The sequence below is a fragment of the Halorubrum vacuolatum genome, from assembly GCF_900188065.1.
Taxonomy (GTDB): domain Archaea; phylum Halobacteriota; class Halobacteria; order Halobacteriales; family Haloferacaceae; genus Halorubrum; species Halorubrum vacuolatum.
Genome location: NZ_FZNQ01000007.1, coordinates 1 through 17,161 on the forward strand (window position 1 = coordinate 1; position 17,161 = coordinate 17,161).

The window sequence follows — 17,161 nt, forward strand, 5'->3', positions numbered from 1 at the left end:
CGCAGTCGAGGAGATCATGACAACCGACATTCAGGCGATCTCGACCGACACACCAGTGACTGATGCGGCGGACATCGTCTCCGAACGGGGGTTCCTTGCGCTGCCGGTCGTCGAGGACTCGACGCTCGTCGGTGTCGTCAGGACCAACCGACTGATCAACGCAGTCGCGGACGAGGAGACGCGCAGAATGTTCAAAAAAGCTGGCTTCCGGGTGTAACACCCGCAACCTGGCCTCTCCGGAGGCAACCGGCATCCACCAGTGGTCGCATCGACGGTCGAAGATCGTCGGACCAACGGGATCACACTCCCGGATGGTCACGCCATTGATGGAGATCCACGAGACAGAATTATGGCACGAAAGAACTATCAAAAGGAGCTCAACTCGCTCCGTGACGGGGTCATCGAGATGGGAGAACTCGTACACACACAGTTCGAACGTTCGATACAGGCCCTCTCGGACCGTGATGAGGGAGTGGCCCGAGACGTGATCACGACCGAGGACGCGATCAACGAGCACTATCTCGAACTCGATCGCAAGTGCATCCGCTTGCTGAGCCTGCAGCAGCCGGTTGCCGGCGACCTTCGATTCATCGTTTCGTCGTTCAAGATCAACACCGAACTCGAACGGATCGGCGATATAGCCGTCAACGTTGCCAAGCGAACGGAACGCGGTCTCCCCGACACGCAGACCACCGCCGATGTCCTCTCGATGGCGAAAGAAAGCAGCACCATGGTTGCCGACGTGATGGACGCATACGGCGCCGTCGATGTCGGTACCTGCCGTGAGATCATCGCCCGTGACGATCAAATAGACCAGTTGGCGATCCATGCAAGCCGACAGCTGATCCGTGGAGCAACGTATATCGATACCGACGCCACCGACTTGGACCCGTATCGTGAGGACGCGGTCCGGTTGCTCCTCACCATCGACGACCTCGAACAGGTCGCCGATCACGCGACGAATATCGCCGCGCGAACGGTGTATATGGCGACCGGAGATGACAGCCTACTTGAATGATCAGCGTCCGGCGTGCGTATCTGAGTGACCGCGACAGCGTCTGAGACCGTTTCAGACCGCCTCGCTCGCGGTGAGGAACGACACCAAAGGTATTTATAAAGCACCTCCATCTCACACAGGTATGTCAGCAACTCCCGAGGATATTATGGACGAGCCGCCACAGGAGGCTGGGGGCTACGAGCTGTCGGTCGGCGAGGTGATGACCACCGGCTACGTCTCCGTGACGGCCGAGACGAGCATCGCCGACGCGATGGATCGGTTTCAGGAGTATGCGCCGGACGATCCGACGCGGACGACGATCTACTACACGTACGTGACCGACGACGATGGGCGGCTCGTCGGCGTTGCCTCGGTGCGGGAGATGCTCGCCGCGTCGAACGGCGACCCGATCTCGTCGATCATGACCGAGGAGGTGGTGTCGTTCACCGAGAGCGCCGACGCCGAACAGGCCGCGATGGACGTCGGGGACCTCCACTATCCGGCGGTCCCGGTGGTGGACGACGACGGGCGACTCGTGGGCATCGTCCGGTCCGAGCGACTCGTCGACGTGATGGAGGCCGAAAGCAGCGAGGACATGCTGCGGATGCAGGGGATGAACCTCCCGGAGCTCACCGCCGACGACCTCACGGACGTGGAAGAACAGCGGAGCCGGATCATGCTCGACGCCTCGATCAAGGACATCCTCACCATTCGGGTACCGTGGCTGCTCGTCGCGCTTGTGGGTGGCTTCCTCGCCGGCGGCGTCATCGGCGTCTACGAGGAGACGCTCGAGGCGGTCGTCATCCTCGCGTTCTTCATCCCGGTCGTGATGGACATGGGCGGGAACGTCGGTACGCAGTCCTCAACGATCTTCATTCGCGGTGTCGTCCTCGGCCATATCGATAAATCGAACGTGGTCCGTCGGATCGTCAAAGAGACCATTGTCGGCGCGTTGATCGGGCTCATGGTCGGCGCGGTCGCCGCCGTCGTCGCGTTCCTCTGGATCGGCCGGATGGACATCGCGTACGTCGTCTTCGGCTCGATGCTCGGCACGTCCATCGTCGCGGCGCTCGTCGGCTTCCTCATCCCGTGGTTGGTCTACCTGATCGGGCAGGACCCCGCGGCCGCCTCGAACCCGATCGTCACCACGATCAAGGACGTGAGCGGGCTGTTGATCTACTTCGGGTTGGCGACGTTCTTCGTGCTCGAACTGGGGATATAAACTGCGGGAGCGCTCTTTTATCCAGGGCCGTCCCGGAAGCGTTTGATCGGTGTATCAGTGACCTCGTTAGCTCTGTTGAAATCCTCAATCAGTGATAGGTCTCTCACGTCGTGCTGAATAGAGAGTGTGCATTCAGCGGGGGAGCCTTCACGGATCACGTTCCTCTTGAGCCGACGGCGCTACGCCCCGAATCCATGTGCGATCGCAGGAGCCAGAAGCCGCCCACGACGCATCCTGAGCCAGCCGAATACGACACCGAAGACGAAGATAAGGACGTACATCGGCCACTCGGAGAGTGGAATGTAGCCGATATGGGCGATGGCGAAAACGAACGCCTGCAGGACGTTGGCTTGCCACGGGCCGAAGCGGTTCTCGAACGCCGTCTGCAGGAACCCACGGAACAGCGTCTCTTCTTGAAAGGCTCGCACGGCGAACCCAAACACGAGGATCAACGCGAACCCGACAGCCGACGGTGGCACCTGTTCGGGCGGTTCCATCCCGAGGCCGAACATCATCACGAGGGCAAACACTCCGAAGAGGATGAAGACGACTACAATCCCCACCAGACCCCACAGCAGATCACCGCGAAGCTCGTCCGGGTCGATCCACCACCCCTTCAAGTCAACGCCGACCCAGCGCGTAAATCCGAAGTAGACGATTCCGGCCGATCCGACGAGAAAGGCAACGAGAACGAGGAGGCCGAATCCGAACGGATCCGCCGCTGGGTCCGGCTGATCCCAGAACGTCCCCACAAGAACCGCCCGCATGAGGACGACCGCCCCGAGCAGAATCAACCCTCGGCGAAGTTGCTGGGTGGTGAACGAAGCGGAGTCGAGCGTTGCCATAATTAGCCGTTGTGTCCCGCGTCTGTGTGTTTCTCACCCGTCATGGTCGTTCCTCGCCGGCATGATTGTCGTAGGTATTTCGACCCAGGGCCTGATTGATCAGACATTTCTCAGCACCGGCCGTCCCCAACAACACGAACGACAGCAGTAGGAGGCCGGTAGCCACGAGCGTCACTTGGATTGGGCCGCCAAATGTCTCTGCGAAGAAGAGTATCACCATCATCATCACCACGGACAGCAGACCGAGGGCGATGCGAACCGTTCGATCCTGGCCACCGACGTTCTTTTTCATCGTTTGTTCCCTTCGTGTACTCCTTCTCCGAAGGCGGGTGTAGCCTGAGTGTAGGCGGGGGACGGTCCCCAGGTGAGTTCCAGCCGGCCCTTATCTTGTGAACTACCCCACCCTGCTCGCGCTAACGCGCTCGCTGAGGGTGGGGCTTCCTGCTTCCACGACGCGCTTTGCAGGAACCACCATGGTTCCCGTAGGGAGCGCAGTCTCCACAGGCGTGCCTTCGGAGTGTCCCACTGCTAGTGTCTCGACGGGGTAGTTCCGTGGGACAGCGCACGCTTCTTGTCGCGTTCTAACGCTGTCCGTGGCTGGGAACTTCGCAAGGAGCGAGCCGTTCTGCCTGGAACGGCGAGCGAGTCGAAGCCCACAGGTCGGAACGCCCATCTTATACAGTAGTTGGGCGTTCTCTGATAAAAATGCTCGCGTGGGCCTGTGAGACAGCAACTCGAACGTGCAAGAACAGAAGAAGACGGCGCTGTATCCCCGCCCTACTGCGCTACTCGGTCGCTCCGCTCCCTGCGCTGCTCGTTGAGGACGGGGGCTTAGCACCTGCAATCAGGCTAAATGGCGTTTCGAAAGAATATACACAGCGGGTTATTCTCCATCGGCGAGAACGTTACAGCACCTATATCGCCTCAATCTATGTCTTTCTGATATGACGTCACGAAGAATCGTCACAGCCGAGGCCAACTCAAGAGAAGCATGAATCGCCGGAAGCTACTTTCTGGACTGGCCACGGGGATTACAGCTGGATTCGTCGGCTGTATTGGTATGCCCTCTCCCGGTAGCCAGTCACAGTACGACTCGACATAGCCGTTCAGAATGGCCACGACAGATCTTACGAGATGTATTCGGGTATAGTGACAGATGACGAAACGACCGTTTTCGAGCAGTCGTTTACACCTGAATCCGACCAGCGGCACGAATTCGGCGACGAACTTCCGCCCGGCGAGTACGGCGTCATTGTTAAACTCCCTGACCGCAGCGAATCACGCAGCTACTGGAATACTGCCCTGTGCAACGCCCACAGAGTGCAAACTGACATTGCGGCCGACGGACACATATCCCACCAAGTCACATGTCACTCCGGGAATCGTAATTCACATTAGGTGGCGGCGAGGCGGCAAAACTGTATAGGCATCGTTGAGTAGGAGCGAACTGTGATGGTGTTGTTCGGGGGCGTCGTTCCGCTCACGTAAGCTCACCGTAGGTCCAAGACGTCCCGCGAGATGAAGGCCGTTCGTATAATTCTCTCTGGGAGAGAATCAACGACTCGATATTTCTGGCCAGCAGACGATTAGTTTAGTATGATCAACATGGCCGCTCTTTCAAAGGGGGGTACTGCTCGTTCGGCACGAGCCTACCTCCAGCTCGCCGTCGCAACAGTGGGGGCGGTCGTCATTCTCTGGGGGCTCTATGGGTTTACGACCCTCCTCTCAATGCCGCACAGCGAGAGCGGATTCGCCGGAGGCTTGGTGATCCTCTTTTACGGCGTGTACGTCCTCGCTGGGTTCGTGGTCCTGTCAACCGGCCTCCTGATTCCGCAGCGCGACGATAACGGTATCCACTTCTCCGCACGGCAGCGGAAACTCCTCGTATACGGTATGATCGCTCCCATCGTGAGCGTTCTCGCCATTCCGATCGGATCAACTCTCCTTCCACCGCTCACGGAACCCGTGATCTCCGTACTCGTGTTCACACTGGCAGTACTCATCGTCAGTGGACCGCTTGCGACTCTGGTCGTTGTGGGATCGAAGCTCCTTTCCAGAATGCGGTAATCGAGATGGATCCACTACGAGAAAGTGGGGCTTTCTCGGGGTGCTGTATACAGTCGAAGCCTGAACAACCTCTGTACTGTCTGTTCCGGGCCTCTGCTGAGTGGTCGTTTTAATTCCTGATTCGGCCGGTACAGTGGTCATAGCCACCGTAAATACCAATATTAGAGAATTTACGACTGAGCATATGTAGTAGGCTGTCGAACATGCTACAATGACCTCGGTAGCCAGCACCCACGTGGCAGTATCGTACGGTCGATTTCAGACCTCCGTTACAGCTAATTCGAGGAGGTCTTCGAAGCAATCGGATGACCCGGTGCTAGCGCGAGGTTACTCATGAGAACCCTGATCAACGGGATTCGAAACCGACCCGTCCTTTCGTTTTTCGTCCTCACATACGTGTACAGCTGGCTGCTCTGGATTCCGACGCTGATGATACCGATGGAGGTCGGCCCCGACGGGTCAGACACGTTAATCTGGATCGGTGTTGGATTCATGTACCTTGGGGGGTTTGGTCCGCTCGTCGCGGGGGCCATCGTCGTCAAGTTCGGTGGTGGGGACCTCCGAACCTGGGCCGGACAGATCGTAACGTGGCGGGTTGATGTCCGGTGGTGGCTCGTCGCACTCGGAGTCCCCATGGTCGCAGTGATTGCGGTTTCCGGACTGTACATCGCATTCGACGGCCCGTACGATTTCGGGGCGCTGACGGCGCCGATTCTCCTCTACATCCCGCTTTTGTTGTTCGCGGTCGTCTTCAGCGGTGGACTCAACGAGGAACCGGGGTGGCGTGGTCTGGCGCAGCCGTTGTTGCAAGAGCGGTATTCGGCGCTAACGGCGAGTCTCGTGGTCGGCGTCGTCTTTGCGGTTTGGCACCTGCCACTGTTTTTCGCTCCGGTTGCACCCCACTCGGACTTCCCCTTACTCAATTCGATCCTGTACTTCCCGACAGTGGTGATCTGGTCCGTACTCCTCGGATGGCTGTACAACAACTCTGCAGGCGTTCTCCTAGCGATGTTTTTCCACGCCAGTTTGAACTCCACCGGGGGATTGATTCCGATCGATCCGGAAGGAGTTATCATCGAAGGCGCGATTCAGGAGGGCTACCTGGGACTGATTTCGGGACTCAACCTCGGTGTGTATTCCCTCATCGCTCTCGTGGTCGTCGCAGTGTTCGGTCGGACACGGCTCACACGAGGCGACATGCCAACTGGAGAAGTCGCGGGATTCGAACGCCAGTAGGACGAACGCGAGAAGCGATTGACGTACGGAGGTCATCATTCCTTCGTGTGAAGATACGCGCCGAGATACCCTCCAGCCGCGCTCAAGCAGCCGAACCAGAGTAGCATCATTGGCAGCATCATCACGACGATGACGACAAGTTCGATACCACCCGGAAAACCGCCATGGACACCGGGTACTCCGACGAACAACCAGAACCCGAGAACCATGATCATGAAGAGTGGAATGGCCGCAATCACACCGGAGAGTGCTCCAACCGTGGCACCTCGCTTCGGGGACTCAGCCTGGAGATACCCTGCAAGGCCCCCTCCGAGCAGCGGTGAGAATCCCGTAAACGAGAGTCCAATCGTGATCACTGCGCCGATCAGGGCATTAACCCACGTATTGCCGGGGTTCATGTAGAGGTGTTGTATTCAATAGGTGATAATCTCACAGCTATATTCTCCTTCCCAGAGAATCAGCGCGAGGACGATCGTATTGACACATCAATATTTACCATGTCTCCTCACTCCACGTCACAGTCAACGGAAAACATCCGGTCGATCGCCTTCGAGAAAGGACTGGGGCCACCGATACTGTTTCTTTTCATCTCCAGCCTCTGGGTGGTGTTCGTTCCACTCGCCATCTATCCGCTGTTCGACAACCGGTTCGTCCTCCTTGCAGTCATGGCTGGAGCGTTCGCGGTCACAGCCGCGATCGCCTGGCTGGTCCTTCGATGGGAGGGACTCTCTGCGGCAGACGTCGGTCTCAGCCGCGAGCACGTACTCCCGGGCATTGGGCTGGTGCTTCTGTTTTGGGTGATCATAAACGTCGTCGGGGCCTTGTCGGCCTTCGTCTCGACCGGTGACGTTCGTTTCGGCATACCAGAACAGTGGGATTCCTTCGCGTTCTTCCTCGGAATTGGGATCGCCCAGCTCGTCTTCGTCGGGCTCGCCGAGGAATTTGCGTTTCGTGCGTATCTACAGAATAAGCTCATCGCTCTTCTGAACGGAGGCCGTGACCGAGTGCGAAAGGGGGCGGCGATCCTTCTCGGGGTGCTTCTCTTCACGGTTTGGCACGTCCCGCAGCGGGTGTTCATTGGGGGATTCACCTCGCCGACCGCGATCGTTCAATCGCTCATCGTGGTCATGGTCCTGGGTCTTGCGTTGGGGTTATTGTACGAATACACCCGAAACGTCGTCTTCGTCGCCGTTCTGCACGGTACGTTCAACTGGCAGCCGCAGGCCATCGTCGGGGCACCGACCGATCTACCGTTCTTTGCCGGACTCGCCGTCCTTCTGGTCGTCGTGTGGTACTACCGTCGATGGGCGGGCGAAACACGTCCTGCGGATTTCCAGCCGCAGATCCAGGCGACGACCGCGAGGTGGACACGATGAAAAAGAACGTCGGTGGTCGGGATCGAACGGCTCGAATCGCCCTCGGTCTGGTGTCCGTGGCGGCGATGATGGTCACTGTGGCCTTCGGAGAGCCACTTGGTGACCCGGCGCAGGGAATCGTAGCGGTGGTGTTACTACTACTCGCGTTCGTGTTCCTCGGTACTGCCGGTGCCGAGAAATGCCCCGTAAATCGTGCAGTGGGCCGGAATACCTACGATAACCGTGCCATCGAAGAACGACCATGACGGGTGACCGGAACAGCCGTACCAAGAAACAACGACAGTCGAACCGGCTATCCCGAACACTTGGCCGGTACGTCAACCACGAGAACGTGTTCGTCAGGGCGATCTCGTTGTGGGGATTCTGCGCAGTCGTCTTCTCCCTCGTGTGGGTCGGGAGCTATCATCTCCTCCCCGAGGGACTGCTCCGAGGGACGTCGTTGGCGTACTTCGCTCCCGTCGAGACGGACGAGACCGAAACGACGTTCCTCCGGATTTTCGGATGGAACATCGGGTCCGCGATCATCATCGTCGTCGCCAACACGTTCCGGTCGGTGAACACGCCAATGGGATATCTCGTCGTGCTGGTCAGCATCGTCAACGGAGCACTCGTCTGGAGAACCGGCTCGCTCGCGCTTGCTGCCGGGCGGATCGAACCCTCTATCGCAACGGTGTTGGGTCGGAGTGGTGTCTTCGAGTTGTCGGCGTTCGTGCTCGTCGCCGTGGCGACGCGTGAGGTGATGCTCTGGCAGCAGCGATCCCCGCCGCGGTGGCGCGAGGATTTCGAACGCGTGCGCTCACCGAAAGATTGGGAGTTCTCACTGAACGAGCTGCTCGTTCTCGTGGTCGGAATTACACTCCTCGCCGCCGCGAGCTACCGAGAAGCGGCACAGATTATTGACCTCGTCGGCTAACCCGTTTGCTCCGGAGCGCCCTCGGTCACCTGTCGCACGATGCGTCCACGAGTCGAGACTCAGTTGGCGACGTCCATCAGACACTCCCCATTCGTTCTCGCTCGACGAGACCTGACTATGCTCTATATCAGGTTCTGCGACCTGATAGATGTATGAAAATCCTCGTTTTCGGCGCAGGACCGTTGGGTAGTCTGAAGGCAGCGCGACTCCACGAAGCAGGGTACGACGTACACCTCCTTGCCCGGGGACAGCGGTTAGTGGATCTGAAAGAACACGGGATCGTTATCCAGGAAGAGGGAGCCGACGGGAGGGAAGTCGCTCACGTCAAGGTCGTCGAGTCGTTCGAGCCCGACGACGACTACGATCTCGTCTTGGTCGTCATGGGTGAGCATCAGGCAGTGAAGATCCTCGGTACGTTGGCGGAAAACGAGCACGTTCCGACGTTTCTCTTCATGGGGAACAACGTCAGCGGTCCCGACGAACTGGTTCGCGCGCTCGGTAAAGAACGCGTGATGTTTGGTTTTCCGTACCCCGGCGGGAAACGAGACGGCCACGTCATGCGGGTCCTCCCGATCAACGAGGACAACACGTACACCATCCCGATCGGCGAGGTCGATGGCACGATTCGACCCAGGACCCGACAGGTAGCCGCGGTTCTGGAGGACATGCGAGGATACGACGTCGAAATCCGGACCGACATGGAGAACTGGCTGAAGTACCACGCCGCGTTGCTCATGTCCGGGCTCGTCCCCGCGCTGTATGCGGCCGACACCAGTATGAAACCGATGGGAGAAACCAGAGACCTGCTGGTGCTTGCAGTCCGTGCGACGAAGGAAGCGCTTCGGGGACTTCGTGCCGCAGGCTATGCACCCAGTCCACCGATAGTCAGGATCTTCGAGTACGTGCCGGAGCCGATCTGCGTCTGGGCTATTGGACGGCTCATGCGGAAGGAATACGCGAAGATCTCGGTGGAAGGTCACGCGCGGGATGGCCGTGATGAAATGAGGTATCTGTTCGACGGACTGCGCTCGATTCTCGACGAGACCGACGTGAAAACGGACGCAATCGATCAGTTGGCTCCGTACTACGATCCCGACACATCCCCGTATCCCGAAGGCAAACGAGAGCTCTCCATGAAGTGGGGCGGAATCGCCGCTCCCGCAGTCGGGATCGGGGCGCTCGCACTCGTTCTTCGACGGTTGCGCTCGGAATCTGGATCTGATTCTCCGGTCGAACGTGAGTCCGGGGGCGTCTATTACGAGGTGGGCGGGCCTGAAGACGCGACCGCGGTGGTGTTCACCCACGGGTTCGCCCTCGACCGTGAGACCTGGCGGGAGCAAATCGGGACGTTATCCGAGACGTACCGGACCCTCGCATGGGATGTTCCGGGATGCGGCGACTCTGCGGAAGCGAGTGACCCGGTGCGGTTCGACGTCGGGTCCCGAAAGTTGCTCGACGTACTGGACGACGAAGGAATCGACCAGGTTGTCCTGGTCGGCCAGTCGATGGGAAGCCTGTTGAACCAGTACATTGCGTATCACCACCCCGGCCGCGTTCGAGCACTCGTTCACGTCGGAGGCTACCCATTGCACGAGGGGTTTTCCAAACACGCGATCAAACTGATGGGGTTGCACGTGCGGGCGCTGGAATTCATGCCCGAGCAACTGCTGTACGACATGTTCGGCCGCTTGGTCGCTCGCACTGCCGACGCCAGACAGTACGTGAGACAGGCGAGTGCACGTACCGGGAAGGAAAACATGGTTGCCCTCGAAAGAGGACTCATCGAAGACATCGAAGAGGGGATTCCCGAGCTAATCGAGGGTCCTCAATTAGCTGTAGTCGGTGAACACGATCACTTTCTGATCCGGATGAAAGCCCAAGAGTGGACCGAACGACTCCCAAACAGCGTGTACGCAACGGTGCCAGATGCCGGACACATTGCGAATCACGATAATCCGGCGGCGTTCAACGAAATACTCTCCTCGTTTCTGGAGACGTTGGACGAGGCGACAGCTGGACGCTCCCGTCTTCCGATTCGCCAATAAATACAGGTCTCCCTTCGTCCGTTCGTTTAACAGCGACAGCTCAACAGTACTCCTCTTCGCAGGTATTCGACCCTCTACAGAAACCCCCCACCGGTATTAGAGGTCTGCAGCGTTAAACCGGGCGTAGCCCAGTGCGAAGGGAACGACGAGCCACAACCCGAGGAAAACGAACCCGACTTCCGGTGTCACATACGCAGCAGTCTGAGTTGTTTCGACGGCGGCCTCGGGAGTGCTCGCCGCAGCACCCACCGATTCGGCCGCCTCGGGCAGTACGGCAACGATCGACGAGAAATACGCCGCCGACGGAGCCACCTGCGTAGCCAGAAACATCCAGTCGGGGAGTTCTGATGGGAGCGTGAATCCTTCGACGACGTAGAGAAGCCCCATAGGAACGACGTCCCAGAGCAACTCGAAGACGACGAAGAACCCTAAAGCGTACGTCGTGGCCCGCGATGTTGAGCCAGTCATCGCCGACAGTCCGACAACGATACTCGCATAGACAGCCGCGAACCCCATCGTGACCAAAAGGAACAGCAGCACGACGAGCAACTGGACGTCACCGATCAACACTGATCCGAAGCCGAGCCCCACGAGTAGTCCGATCCCAAGGCCGAACGCGAGGACTGTCGCCCGGCCGACGACCTTGCCAGCGAAGACGTTCAGGCGGGTCGTCGGCAGCGACAGGAGCAACTTGATACTTCCGAGTTCGCGTTCGCCGGCGAGTGATTTGTAACAAACTACGATGGCTGCAAGCGGAACGAACAGTCCGGTCAGGCCGACAGTGAAGAACAACAGGCCGGCGAACGTTGCACCTCCCGGCTCACCGAACAGTTCCGGAACGGAGATGTACGCGTACGCCGATCCCATCGAGACGACCACGAAAACGGCCACGAGCGCCCACAGCGCCCGCGACTGGACGGCGTCGCGGAAGTCCTTCTTCGCAACGACGAACCAGGTCATGCGCGCACCTCCTGCTCGTCGTTCGTGTACTTGACAAAGAGATCCTCCAGCGACGACTCCACGACCGAAAAGTCCTGGACGGCCACGATTTCGTCGATCGAGTGCAGAACGGCGAACTTCGAGACGCCATCGACAGTTACGCGAAGCCGGCCGTCTTCCTGCACGACGTCCCCGACGCCGTCGAGTTTGGCGACACGCGCGGTAACGTCGTCACCGAAGTCCGTGACGTACACGTACAGTGTCTCTCCAGTCTGGGTGGCGTCGCGCAGGCCATCGATGGTGTCCACGGCCACGAGCTGGCCACGATCGATGATCGCCACGCGATCACAGACAGCTTCGACCTGCTCCATCACGTGGCTGGAGAAGAACACGGTCGTGCCGCGATCGTTTTCCTCGCGGATGATATCCCGCATTTCGCGTGCACCGTTCGGGTCCAGTCCCGTCGAGGGTTCATCGAGAACTAATAGGTCAGGATCGCCCACGAGCGCCATCGCCAACACGAGTCGTTGACGCATCCCTTTCGAATACCCGCCGGCCTTTCGATCGGCCGCCTCAACGATCCCGACTCGGTCGAGAAGCCCCATCGCATCCTCGTCGGCGTTCTTCATCTCCAGGATGAACTCAACGTGCTGGCGACCCGTGAGACGGTCGTAGACATGGTAGGCGTCGGGCAACACGCCAGTCCGCTGGCGGACTGCTTGCCCTTCGGTCTGAGCGTCGTATCCGAGGACGGATACGGTCCCCTCGGTGGGGCGGATAAAATCCAGGATGATGTCGATCGTGGTCGATTTCCCCGCACCGTTGGGGCCGAGAAATCCGAATATTTCCCCCGATTCGACTCGGAGATTCAGATCATCGACGGCGACGACATCACCGAATTGTTTCGTTAGATTGCTGATTTCGATAGCTGCCATCGTACTACTCCACCACAGCCTATTCTGCCCGCGCTTCGTCTCGGGAGAGAGCCCATCGGAGGACAGTGTACATCGTGACGAACATCACGACGAAGACTGTCATCCCCTGCAAGAACTTGGTTCGGCGGGATTTGCCAGGGTTTTCGTCACCGATTTCCTCGCCGGCCGATCCACCGTCCGTCCGTGTTGGTTCGACTCCGGGAGAGTCGGCTGTTTCGAGTTCGGGAGCGTCTGCTTCTCCACGTTCGGGAGAGTCAGACCCGTACTGTGCGCCCCCGAACTGTGCGCCGTCGAAATCCGTCTCGAAAATCGTCACTTGGTGAACCATACCTTCGAGAGGCGCGTTGACGGGATATAGTAGCGCGTACATTCTCCGACGCCGAGAATCTCCGGCCGCCCCCGACGAAGGACGAATTGCGGACATATCTCGGAACAGACGTGATATAGAACGGAGTAAAGCAGCAACGAACCGTCGAACAATCGCTTAGTCTGGGATGATTGAACGGGTTCTCGCTTCCTCGACAGGGGTTATCAAAAGAAGATCAAGACCATCTGCAACGTGGCGAGTACGTTCCCGAGCGTGTGTGCGATCCATCCGGGCACGATACTCCCGGTTCGAAAATACAGCCAGCCCATCAACCAGCCGGCCGCTGCCCACACGACAATCATCGGCCAGAGACCGGGCACGAGGACGAGGATGAGGAGGTGTGGAAGCACGAAGATCGCTGTTTGCAGCAGATTGCCGGTGTGAAAGCCGAATCGTCGGAAGAGTATCCCGCCGATGAGACCCCGAAAGAGGAGTTCCTCGCCGAGCGTGACGTAAACCGCCTCCCGAAACAGGAGGATTGCAACGGCAGTGAGCGTGAAATTCCAGTCAAGATATTTCGCAAACCCGAGGGTTACACCTTCCATGTCAGTGGTCGCCATCTCATCGAGTACCTGATCCGGCGAAATCCACAGCACGACAAATCCGATGACGCTAATGGCGACGCCAACGCCGACAGCAAGTCCGAAATCACTCCGTGTGCACCCGGCGATTCTCCATCCCAGTCGATCACGTATCACCTCCCAGACTTGCCTCGGTGAGCGCGTATCAGTGCGTACCCAATGGCCGGCAGGAGAAACAGCACCAACTGGAGCGGAACTTCGATGAGATCACCCCGGGACTGCAGTATCGAAACTGCGAGCGAAGTTGATACAGTCTCCATGAGTACAGATCACGTTATTCAATAATAGACAGTAGCGTACATTCTCGCCACCCGAGAGTCATCGGGAATCAGTCTCTCACCGAGACTTCCCCGAAGGCAGCGAATCCAGTTACGACGAGATTGACGTCCGAGAGACGACACTTAACGGGAGATCATCCCTCCGGCAGCCGGGCTTGCCAATGATGGTGCTTCCCTGCCACTGAGGCCAATCAACGCGTCGCGCTGGAAGACCATATCTTGCATCGGCCTTTGCCACCCCATTACCTGGTCCACGCTCTGGGGATTAAGCAGGCTCCATACCATCAGCACGCGAATATGGCACGAGATTAATCGGAGCCAGTAGCTTCCGTCGGCAGCCCTGTCTCTTCATCTAGGGATCGTTTCTCGCTTTCCGTGGGGGGATGCGGCATCTGGTTGTCTTTTCTGAAGGTTTTCGCTCCCCAGATCACAGTAACCAGAACGACGACCACGAACCACAGTGCGATATGGAAAACCTCTGCGCGACCGGTCAGCGTGAATGTCTGAGCGGTGAAGTTGATCGCTGCATGCAGTATGATGGCGCCGATGATACTCCGGCGGGTGTTGTTATACACCCAGGTAAACGCCACGGACAGCCACACGATCCCGATATGGAACATCCAGAACTCCAGCGTGAGGAATCCAATATTTTCGTGGTGATGCCATCCCTCGACAAAGAACATTGGCAGGTGCCAGAGAGACCAGACGACGCCCAGTATCAGGCTTGCAACCAGCGCAGAGTGTGTGAACTGGAGCCGATCTAATGCATATCCCCGCCACCCAGTCTCTTCGAGCAGCGGCACAAGCGTTGCCATGAACAGGGTCGGTAGAATCGATAGGAGGAGGTTATCGGTGCCGGTCACCCAGTCGGCGAGCGAGGCGCTCGTGCCGCCCAGTGTGATCTCTACAACCGCTGCGCTAGGGATCACAATCAGCGGGAGCAACAAAATGACCAGGAACCAGCGCGCGGGGATACGGCGAACATTTGTGAGTCGATCCCAGAAATCTTTCCGGCCAGGTTCATCGTAGACGAGACACACGAAGGCGATCCCGGCGACCCCAGGACCAGTAAGTCCCAAGAACAACAAGAGGATTCCCCCAGGGGTGTTCGCACCGAGACCCAGGAGAATGGTCAGTATCCAGAACCCCCACGTGATAGCGAAGGTCACGCCGAAGAATACCCAGGGATTCCCAACAGAGACAGACGTATTGCCGATGGTTTTTGACTCATCACCTTCCATATTCTTTGCCCTGGATTCAACCATGTTAGCGGATCGGATAATAGGGACAGACCAGTCTCTAATCCCGAGAATCACTCTCTAATCTACCGAACGTCGATGATCTATGGATGTCGTGGTTGTAGCCGTGTAGTCTGAAGGAAACTCCGCTGACTTCAGCCTCCTATCGCTTCAGTGAGTCACAGCGAAAGTCGGATGGATTGAACGTACACCGGTCTTTGTGGACGCTACATAGACCGATCTCAACTGTCTCAACCGAACCAGTCCCTCATGCAAGACTCGCGCGCTGTATTCAGTACCGACCTCATATCAGTTCGAGAGGATTTCAACAGGGCCACCTCATTATAATCGTCATCGCCGCCGACCAGAAGGGTCGAGTCAACGGATTCAGTGGTCATTGTCACGCATTTCACGGAGGAGATCCGTCCCAAGAGTATCAGCTGAGGACTCATCTCGAACGGCGAATCCTCGCATCTCGCTCGGGGAGCGGATCGGTTCGGTGAGCACCTTCCCATCGTCGGTTTTCCGGAATACGACTCTACCGGGAGTCTCGATCCCAAACTGTTCACGAAATCGTTCGGGGACCGTGACCTGTCCATGCTCGGTCACCGAACCGATCTCCCGTGCAGGGTCATCCGATCGTTCTGATCCGCCCATCACCATCACGGAGTACGCTATAGTATATAAACCGATCCGCTCACAAAACGTTCACACCGTGTCGTCGGGGTCGTGCTCGGCGGCCATCCGCGTCGCCTCCCTTTTAAACCGTTCGACGTCCTCGGGATCCGTCTCGCCGAGCGCGTTCCCGTCGACGTCGCGGCCGGCGGTGACGCCGTCGCCCATCACGAGTCGCCGTTCGGCCAGCTCTTTGATGTGCACCCGCTCCCCATCGGTCGTCGCGTAGGTCAACCGAACGAGCCCCTTCGAATCGAACTGCCGGTCGACGAGCCAAACGTGCGTCATTGCCCGATGATCCGAACCGATCGGTTGTAAACGGGCTGGTTCGCCAAGGGCGTATATAACTCTGTGACGATGGTTTGTCAATCGACGACGCGTCACGGAGCGAAACCCCGATTGGCGCGTTCCGATGTCCAGTGAAGCCGGCGGCCGTATCGGACCCCCACGGCGATGGCTGCGGCGAGGCTGGGAAAGGATCGAGGCGGAGAAAGTCACGTCAGGGCTTCAGACGGACTCTGCGGTCTTCTGGACGATGGAATCGAATCCCTCATTAATGATACCAAACCATCATATTAGCTCAATCAGTCGCTCCGTCACGGAACAAGCATATTACCGTTCAAGTTACATAGGTGACATGGATGACACTCCCGCGGCGATACCGCCCAGCAGCCGGGCCGCGCTGGACGCGCTTTCGATGCTCTCTAATAAATGGGAGCCGGTCGTCGTCGTCGTTCTTCTGGAAGGGGGCTCGCTTCGATTTAGCGAACTCGAGGGACGGATCCCCGGAATCGCACCGAATATGCTCACGAAGACGTTCAGATCGCTCGCTGCGGACGGACTCGTCACTCGGCGTGTGATCAGCGAATCACCGCGCACGGTCACGTACGAACTGACCGACGCTGGCTGGGCGTTACAGCCGGTGTTCGACTCGCTGCGGACGTGGGCCGACGAACATATCGATGCCGTCCGACCGACGATCCTCTTAGGTGACGGTGACCGTCGACTCGTCGAACTCTATCGCGGCTGGTTAGCCGCTCGGTTCGATGTCGTCACGGTAACCGATCGTAAACAGCTACAGCACGGCCTCGCTGACATGCCGGATATCGCGATTTTCGATATCGAGCTCTGCGATGACGAACCACGAACACTCATCACACACTGCCCCACCACGACTCGACGGATCGCGCTCGTCGGCGATCGGCCCGCTCCGTCCTTCGGTACGTGGCCGTGTGACGATGTACTACGGAAACCGCTCGTGAAGTCGGAGCTGCTCACCGCCGTAACTCGGCAACTCGAACGGTTCGGGCAAGCCGAATCGGCACGTGAACGCGAGGGGATCGAAGCGAGACTCGCGCTGTTGGAGTCCGTTTACCCGAAGCCGGTTCTGGAGCAAGACGTGACGGTCGCAAAGCTGTACGACAAATTGGCGTCGTTTGAGGAATGA

At 58.5% G+C, this 17,161-nt stretch carries 20 protein-coding genes and 1 pseudogene; 10 read left to right on the top strand and 11 right to left on the bottom strand.

Features of this window, described 5'->3' with window-relative positions; all coding sequences use genetic code 11:
• The 3 genes from CHB65_RS08040 to mgtE form a co-directional block, all read left to right on the top strand.
• Positions 1-217: CBS domain-containing protein (locus tag CHB65_RS08040; RefSeq protein ID WP_143420380.1), on the top strand; the 217-nt coding region annotated here is incomplete at its 5' end.
• A 132-nt stretch (positions 218-349) separates the two neighbouring features.
• A complete protein-coding gene (gene phoU, locus CHB65_RS08045) occupies positions 350-1,018 on the top strand; it encodes a phosphate signaling complex protein PhoU (RefSeq protein ID WP_089384551.1) in 669 nt (222 codons plus the stop codon).
• A 121-nt stretch (positions 1,019-1,139) separates the two neighbouring features.
• Positions 1,140-2,219 carry a magnesium transporter gene (gene mgtE / locus CHB65_RS08050; RefSeq protein ID WP_218818928.1) on the top strand — a complete coding sequence of 360 codons (1,080 nt, stop codon included), beginning with the start codon at positions 1,140-1,142 and terminating at the stop codon, positions 2,217-2,219.
• Between the two features lie 179 nt (positions 2,220-2,398).
• On the opposite strand, the gene CHB65_RS08055 is transcribed toward mgtE, so the two are convergent.
• From CHB65_RS08055 to CHB65_RS17745, 3 genes and pseudogenes are all read right to left on the bottom strand, one after another.
• Positions 2,399-3,064 (bottom strand): CPBP family intramembrane glutamic endopeptidase, encoded by a 666-nt coding sequence (locus tag CHB65_RS08055; RefSeq protein WP_089384552.1) that lies wholly within the window; start codon positions 3,062-3,064, stop codon positions 2,399-2,401.
• Positions 3,065-3,104: 40 nt separating this feature from the next.
• The gene (locus CHB65_RS08060; RefSeq protein ID WP_089384553.1) at positions 3,105-3,356 is read right to left on the bottom strand and encodes a YgaP-like transmembrane domain; all 252 of its coding nucleotides are present in this window, start codon (positions 3,354-3,356) and stop codon (positions 3,105-3,107) included.
• Between the two features lie 102 nt (positions 3,357-3,458).
• Positions 3,459-3,596 (bottom strand): annotated as a pseudogene (locus CHB65_RS17745) (RNA-guided endonuclease TnpB family protein); the annotation flags it as partial.
• A gap of 1,064 nt (positions 3,597-4,660) precedes the next feature.
• On the opposite strand from CHB65_RS17745, the gene CHB65_RS08070 reads away from it, so the two are divergent.
• Together CHB65_RS08070 and CHB65_RS08075 are read left to right on the top strand one after the other, a co-directional pair.
• Complete coding sequence (locus tag CHB65_RS08070; RefSeq protein ID WP_089384555.1) at positions 4,661-5,131, top strand: hypothetical protein; 471 nt, start codon at positions 4,661-4,663, stop codon at positions 5,129-5,131.
• Positions 5,132-5,464: 333 nt separating this feature from the next.
• Entirely contained in the window at positions 5,465-6,367 is a 903-nt protein-coding gene (locus CHB65_RS08075) for a CPBP family intramembrane glutamic endopeptidase (RefSeq protein ID WP_089384556.1), read from the top strand.
• A 35-nt stretch (positions 6,368-6,402) separates the two neighbouring features.
• Here CHB65_RS08075 and CHB65_RS08080 read toward each other — a convergent pair whose 3' ends face one another.
• Positions 6,403-6,765: a DUF5518 domain-containing protein gene (locus CHB65_RS08080; protein ID WP_089384557.1), complete on the bottom strand. Its 363-nt coding sequence runs from the start codon at positions 6,763-6,765 to the stop codon at positions 6,403-6,405.
• Between the two features lie 6 nt (positions 6,766-6,771).
• Here CHB65_RS08080 and CHB65_RS08085 point away from each other — a divergent pair, with 6 nt between their 5' ends.
• The 4 genes from CHB65_RS08085 to CHB65_RS08100 all read left to right on the top strand — a co-directional run bounded on the left by CHB65_RS08085 (position 6,772) and on the right by CHB65_RS08100 (position 10,701).
• Positions 6,772-7,743 (top strand): CPBP family intramembrane glutamic endopeptidase, encoded by a 972-nt coding sequence (locus CHB65_RS08085; RefSeq protein ID WP_143420381.1) that lies wholly within the window; start codon positions 6,772-6,774, stop codon positions 7,741-7,743.
• On the top strand, positions 7,740-7,988 hold the full coding sequence (locus CHB65_RS08090) for a YgaP-like transmembrane domain (RefSeq protein WP_089384558.1): 249 nt from the start codon (positions 7,740-7,742) through the stop codon (positions 7,986-7,988). The genes CHB65_RS08085 and CHB65_RS08090 overlap by 4 nt, the downstream gene beginning before the upstream one ends.
• A complete protein-coding gene (locus CHB65_RS08095) occupies positions 7,985-8,656 on the top strand; it encodes a stage II sporulation protein M (protein WP_089384559.1) in 672 nt (223 codons plus the stop codon). The genes CHB65_RS08090 and CHB65_RS08095 overlap by 4 nt, the downstream gene beginning before the upstream one ends.
• A 152-nt stretch (positions 8,657-8,808) precedes the next feature.
• A complete protein-coding gene (locus tag CHB65_RS08100; RefSeq protein ID WP_089384560.1) occupies positions 8,809-10,701 on the top strand; it encodes an alpha/beta fold hydrolase in 1,893 nt (630 codons plus the stop codon).
• A gap of 96 nt (positions 10,702-10,797) precedes the next feature.
• Here the strand turns inward: CHB65_RS08100 and CHB65_RS08105 are convergent, their stop codons facing one another.
• The 7 genes from CHB65_RS08105 to CHB65_RS08135 form a co-directional block, all read right to left on the bottom strand.
• Positions 10,798-11,661: an ABC transporter permease subunit gene (locus CHB65_RS08105; RefSeq protein ID WP_089384561.1), complete on the bottom strand. Its 864-nt coding sequence runs from the start codon at positions 11,659-11,661 to the stop codon at positions 10,798-10,800.
• The gene (locus tag CHB65_RS08110) at positions 11,658-12,575 is read right to left on the bottom strand and encodes an ABC transporter ATP-binding protein (RefSeq protein WP_089384562.1); all 918 of its coding nucleotides are present in this window, start codon (positions 12,573-12,575) and stop codon (positions 11,658-11,660) included. The genes CHB65_RS08105 and CHB65_RS08110 overlap by 4 nt, the downstream gene beginning before the upstream one ends.
• 19 nt (positions 12,576-12,594) lie before the next feature.
• Complete coding sequence (locus tag CHB65_RS08115) at positions 12,595-12,903, bottom strand: hypothetical protein (protein WP_089384563.1); 309 nt, start codon at positions 12,901-12,903, stop codon at positions 12,595-12,597.
• Between the two features lie 203 nt (positions 12,904-13,106).
• A complete protein-coding gene (locus CHB65_RS08120; protein ID WP_143420382.1) occupies positions 13,107-13,538 on the bottom strand; it encodes a CPBP family intramembrane glutamic endopeptidase in 432 nt (143 codons plus the stop codon).
• Positions 13,539-14,109: 571 nt separating this feature from the next.
• Positions 14,110-15,042 carry a type II CAAX endopeptidase family protein gene (locus tag CHB65_RS08125; RefSeq protein ID WP_089384565.1) on the bottom strand — a complete coding sequence of 311 codons (933 nt, stop codon included), beginning with the start codon at positions 15,040-15,042 and terminating at the stop codon, positions 14,110-14,112.
• Positions 15,043-15,426: 384 nt separating this feature from the next.
• Complete coding sequence (locus tag CHB65_RS08130; protein ID WP_089384566.1) at positions 15,427-15,696, bottom strand: AbrB/MazE/SpoVT family DNA-binding domain-containing protein; 270 nt, start codon at positions 15,694-15,696, stop codon at positions 15,427-15,429.
• A 51-nt stretch (positions 15,697-15,747) separates the two neighbouring features.
• A complete protein-coding gene (locus tag CHB65_RS08135) occupies positions 15,748-16,002 on the bottom strand; it encodes a hypothetical protein (RefSeq protein ID WP_089384567.1) in 255 nt (84 codons plus the stop codon).
• A 349-nt stretch (positions 16,003-16,351) separates the two neighbouring features.
• On the opposite strand from CHB65_RS08135, the gene CHB65_RS08140 reads away from it, so the two are divergent.
• Positions 16,352-17,161, top strand: a complete 810-nt coding sequence (locus CHB65_RS08140) for a winged helix-turn-helix transcriptional regulator (RefSeq protein ID WP_089384568.1) — start codon at positions 16,352-16,354, stop codon at positions 17,159-17,161.

Excerpts from the sequence above, each read along its gene's own strand:
- CHB65_RS08080 (WP_089384557.1), bottom strand. The coding sequence starts at position 6,765 with ATGAACCCCGGCAATACGTGGGTTAATGCCCTGATCGGCGCAGTGATC.
- CHB65_RS08115 (WP_089384563.1), bottom strand. The coding sequence starts at position 12,903 with ATGGTTCACCAAGTGACGATTTTCGAGACGGATTTCGACGGCGCACAG.
- CHB65_RS08055 (WP_089384552.1), bottom strand. The coding sequence starts at position 3,064 with ATGGCAACGCTCGACTCCGCTTCGTTCACCACCCAGCAACTTCGCCGA.
- CHB65_RS08105 (WP_089384561.1), bottom strand. The coding sequence starts at position 11,661 with ATGACCTGGTTCGTCGTTGCGAAGAAGGACTTCCGCGACGCCGTCCAG.
- mgtE (WP_218818928.1), top strand. The coding sequence starts at position 1,140 with ATGTCAGCAACTCCCGAGGATATTATGGACGAGCCGCCACAGGAGGCT.
- phoU (WP_089384551.1), top strand. The coding sequence starts at position 350 with ATGGCACGAAAGAACTATCAAAAGGAGCTCAACTCGCTCCGTGACGGG.
- CHB65_RS08135 (WP_089384567.1), bottom strand. The coding sequence starts at position 16,002 with ATGACGCACGTTTGGCTCGTCGACCGGCAGTTCGATTCGAAGGGGCTC.
- CHB65_RS08060 (WP_089384553.1), bottom strand. The coding sequence starts at position 3,356 with ATGAAAAAGAACGTCGGTGGCCAGGATCGAACGGTTCGCATCGCCCTC.
- CHB65_RS08090 (WP_089384558.1), top strand. The coding sequence starts at position 7,740 with ATGAAAAAGAACGTCGGTGGTCGGGATCGAACGGCTCGAATCGCCCTC.
- CHB65_RS08140 (WP_089384568.1), top strand. The coding sequence starts at position 16,352 with ATGGATGACACTCCCGCGGCGATACCGCCCAGCAGCCGGGCCGCGCTG.
- CHB65_RS08130 (WP_089384566.1), bottom strand. The coding sequence starts at position 15,696 with ATGGGCGGATCAGAACGATCGGATGACCCTGCACGGGAGATCGGTTCG.
- CHB65_RS08095 (WP_089384559.1), top strand. The coding sequence starts at position 7,985 with ATGACGGGTGACCGGAACAGCCGTACCAAGAAACAACGACAGTCGAAC.
- CHB65_RS08125 (WP_089384565.1), bottom strand. The coding sequence starts at position 15,042 with ATGGAAGGTGATGAGTCAAAAACCATCGGCAATACGTCTGTCTCTGTT.
- CHB65_RS08110 (WP_089384562.1), bottom strand. The coding sequence starts at position 12,575 with ATGGCAGCTATCGAAATCAGCAATCTAACGAAACAATTCGGTGATGTC.
- CHB65_RS08075 (WP_089384556.1), top strand. The coding sequence starts at position 5,465 with ATGAGAACCCTGATCAACGGGATTCGAAACCGACCCGTCCTTTCGTTT.
- CHB65_RS08070 (WP_089384555.1), top strand. The coding sequence starts at position 4,661 with ATGATCAACATGGCCGCTCTTTCAAAGGGGGGTACTGCTCGTTCGGCA.
- CHB65_RS08100 (WP_089384560.1), top strand. The coding sequence starts at position 8,809 with ATGAAAATCCTCGTTTTCGGCGCAGGACCGTTGGGTAGTCTGAAGGCA.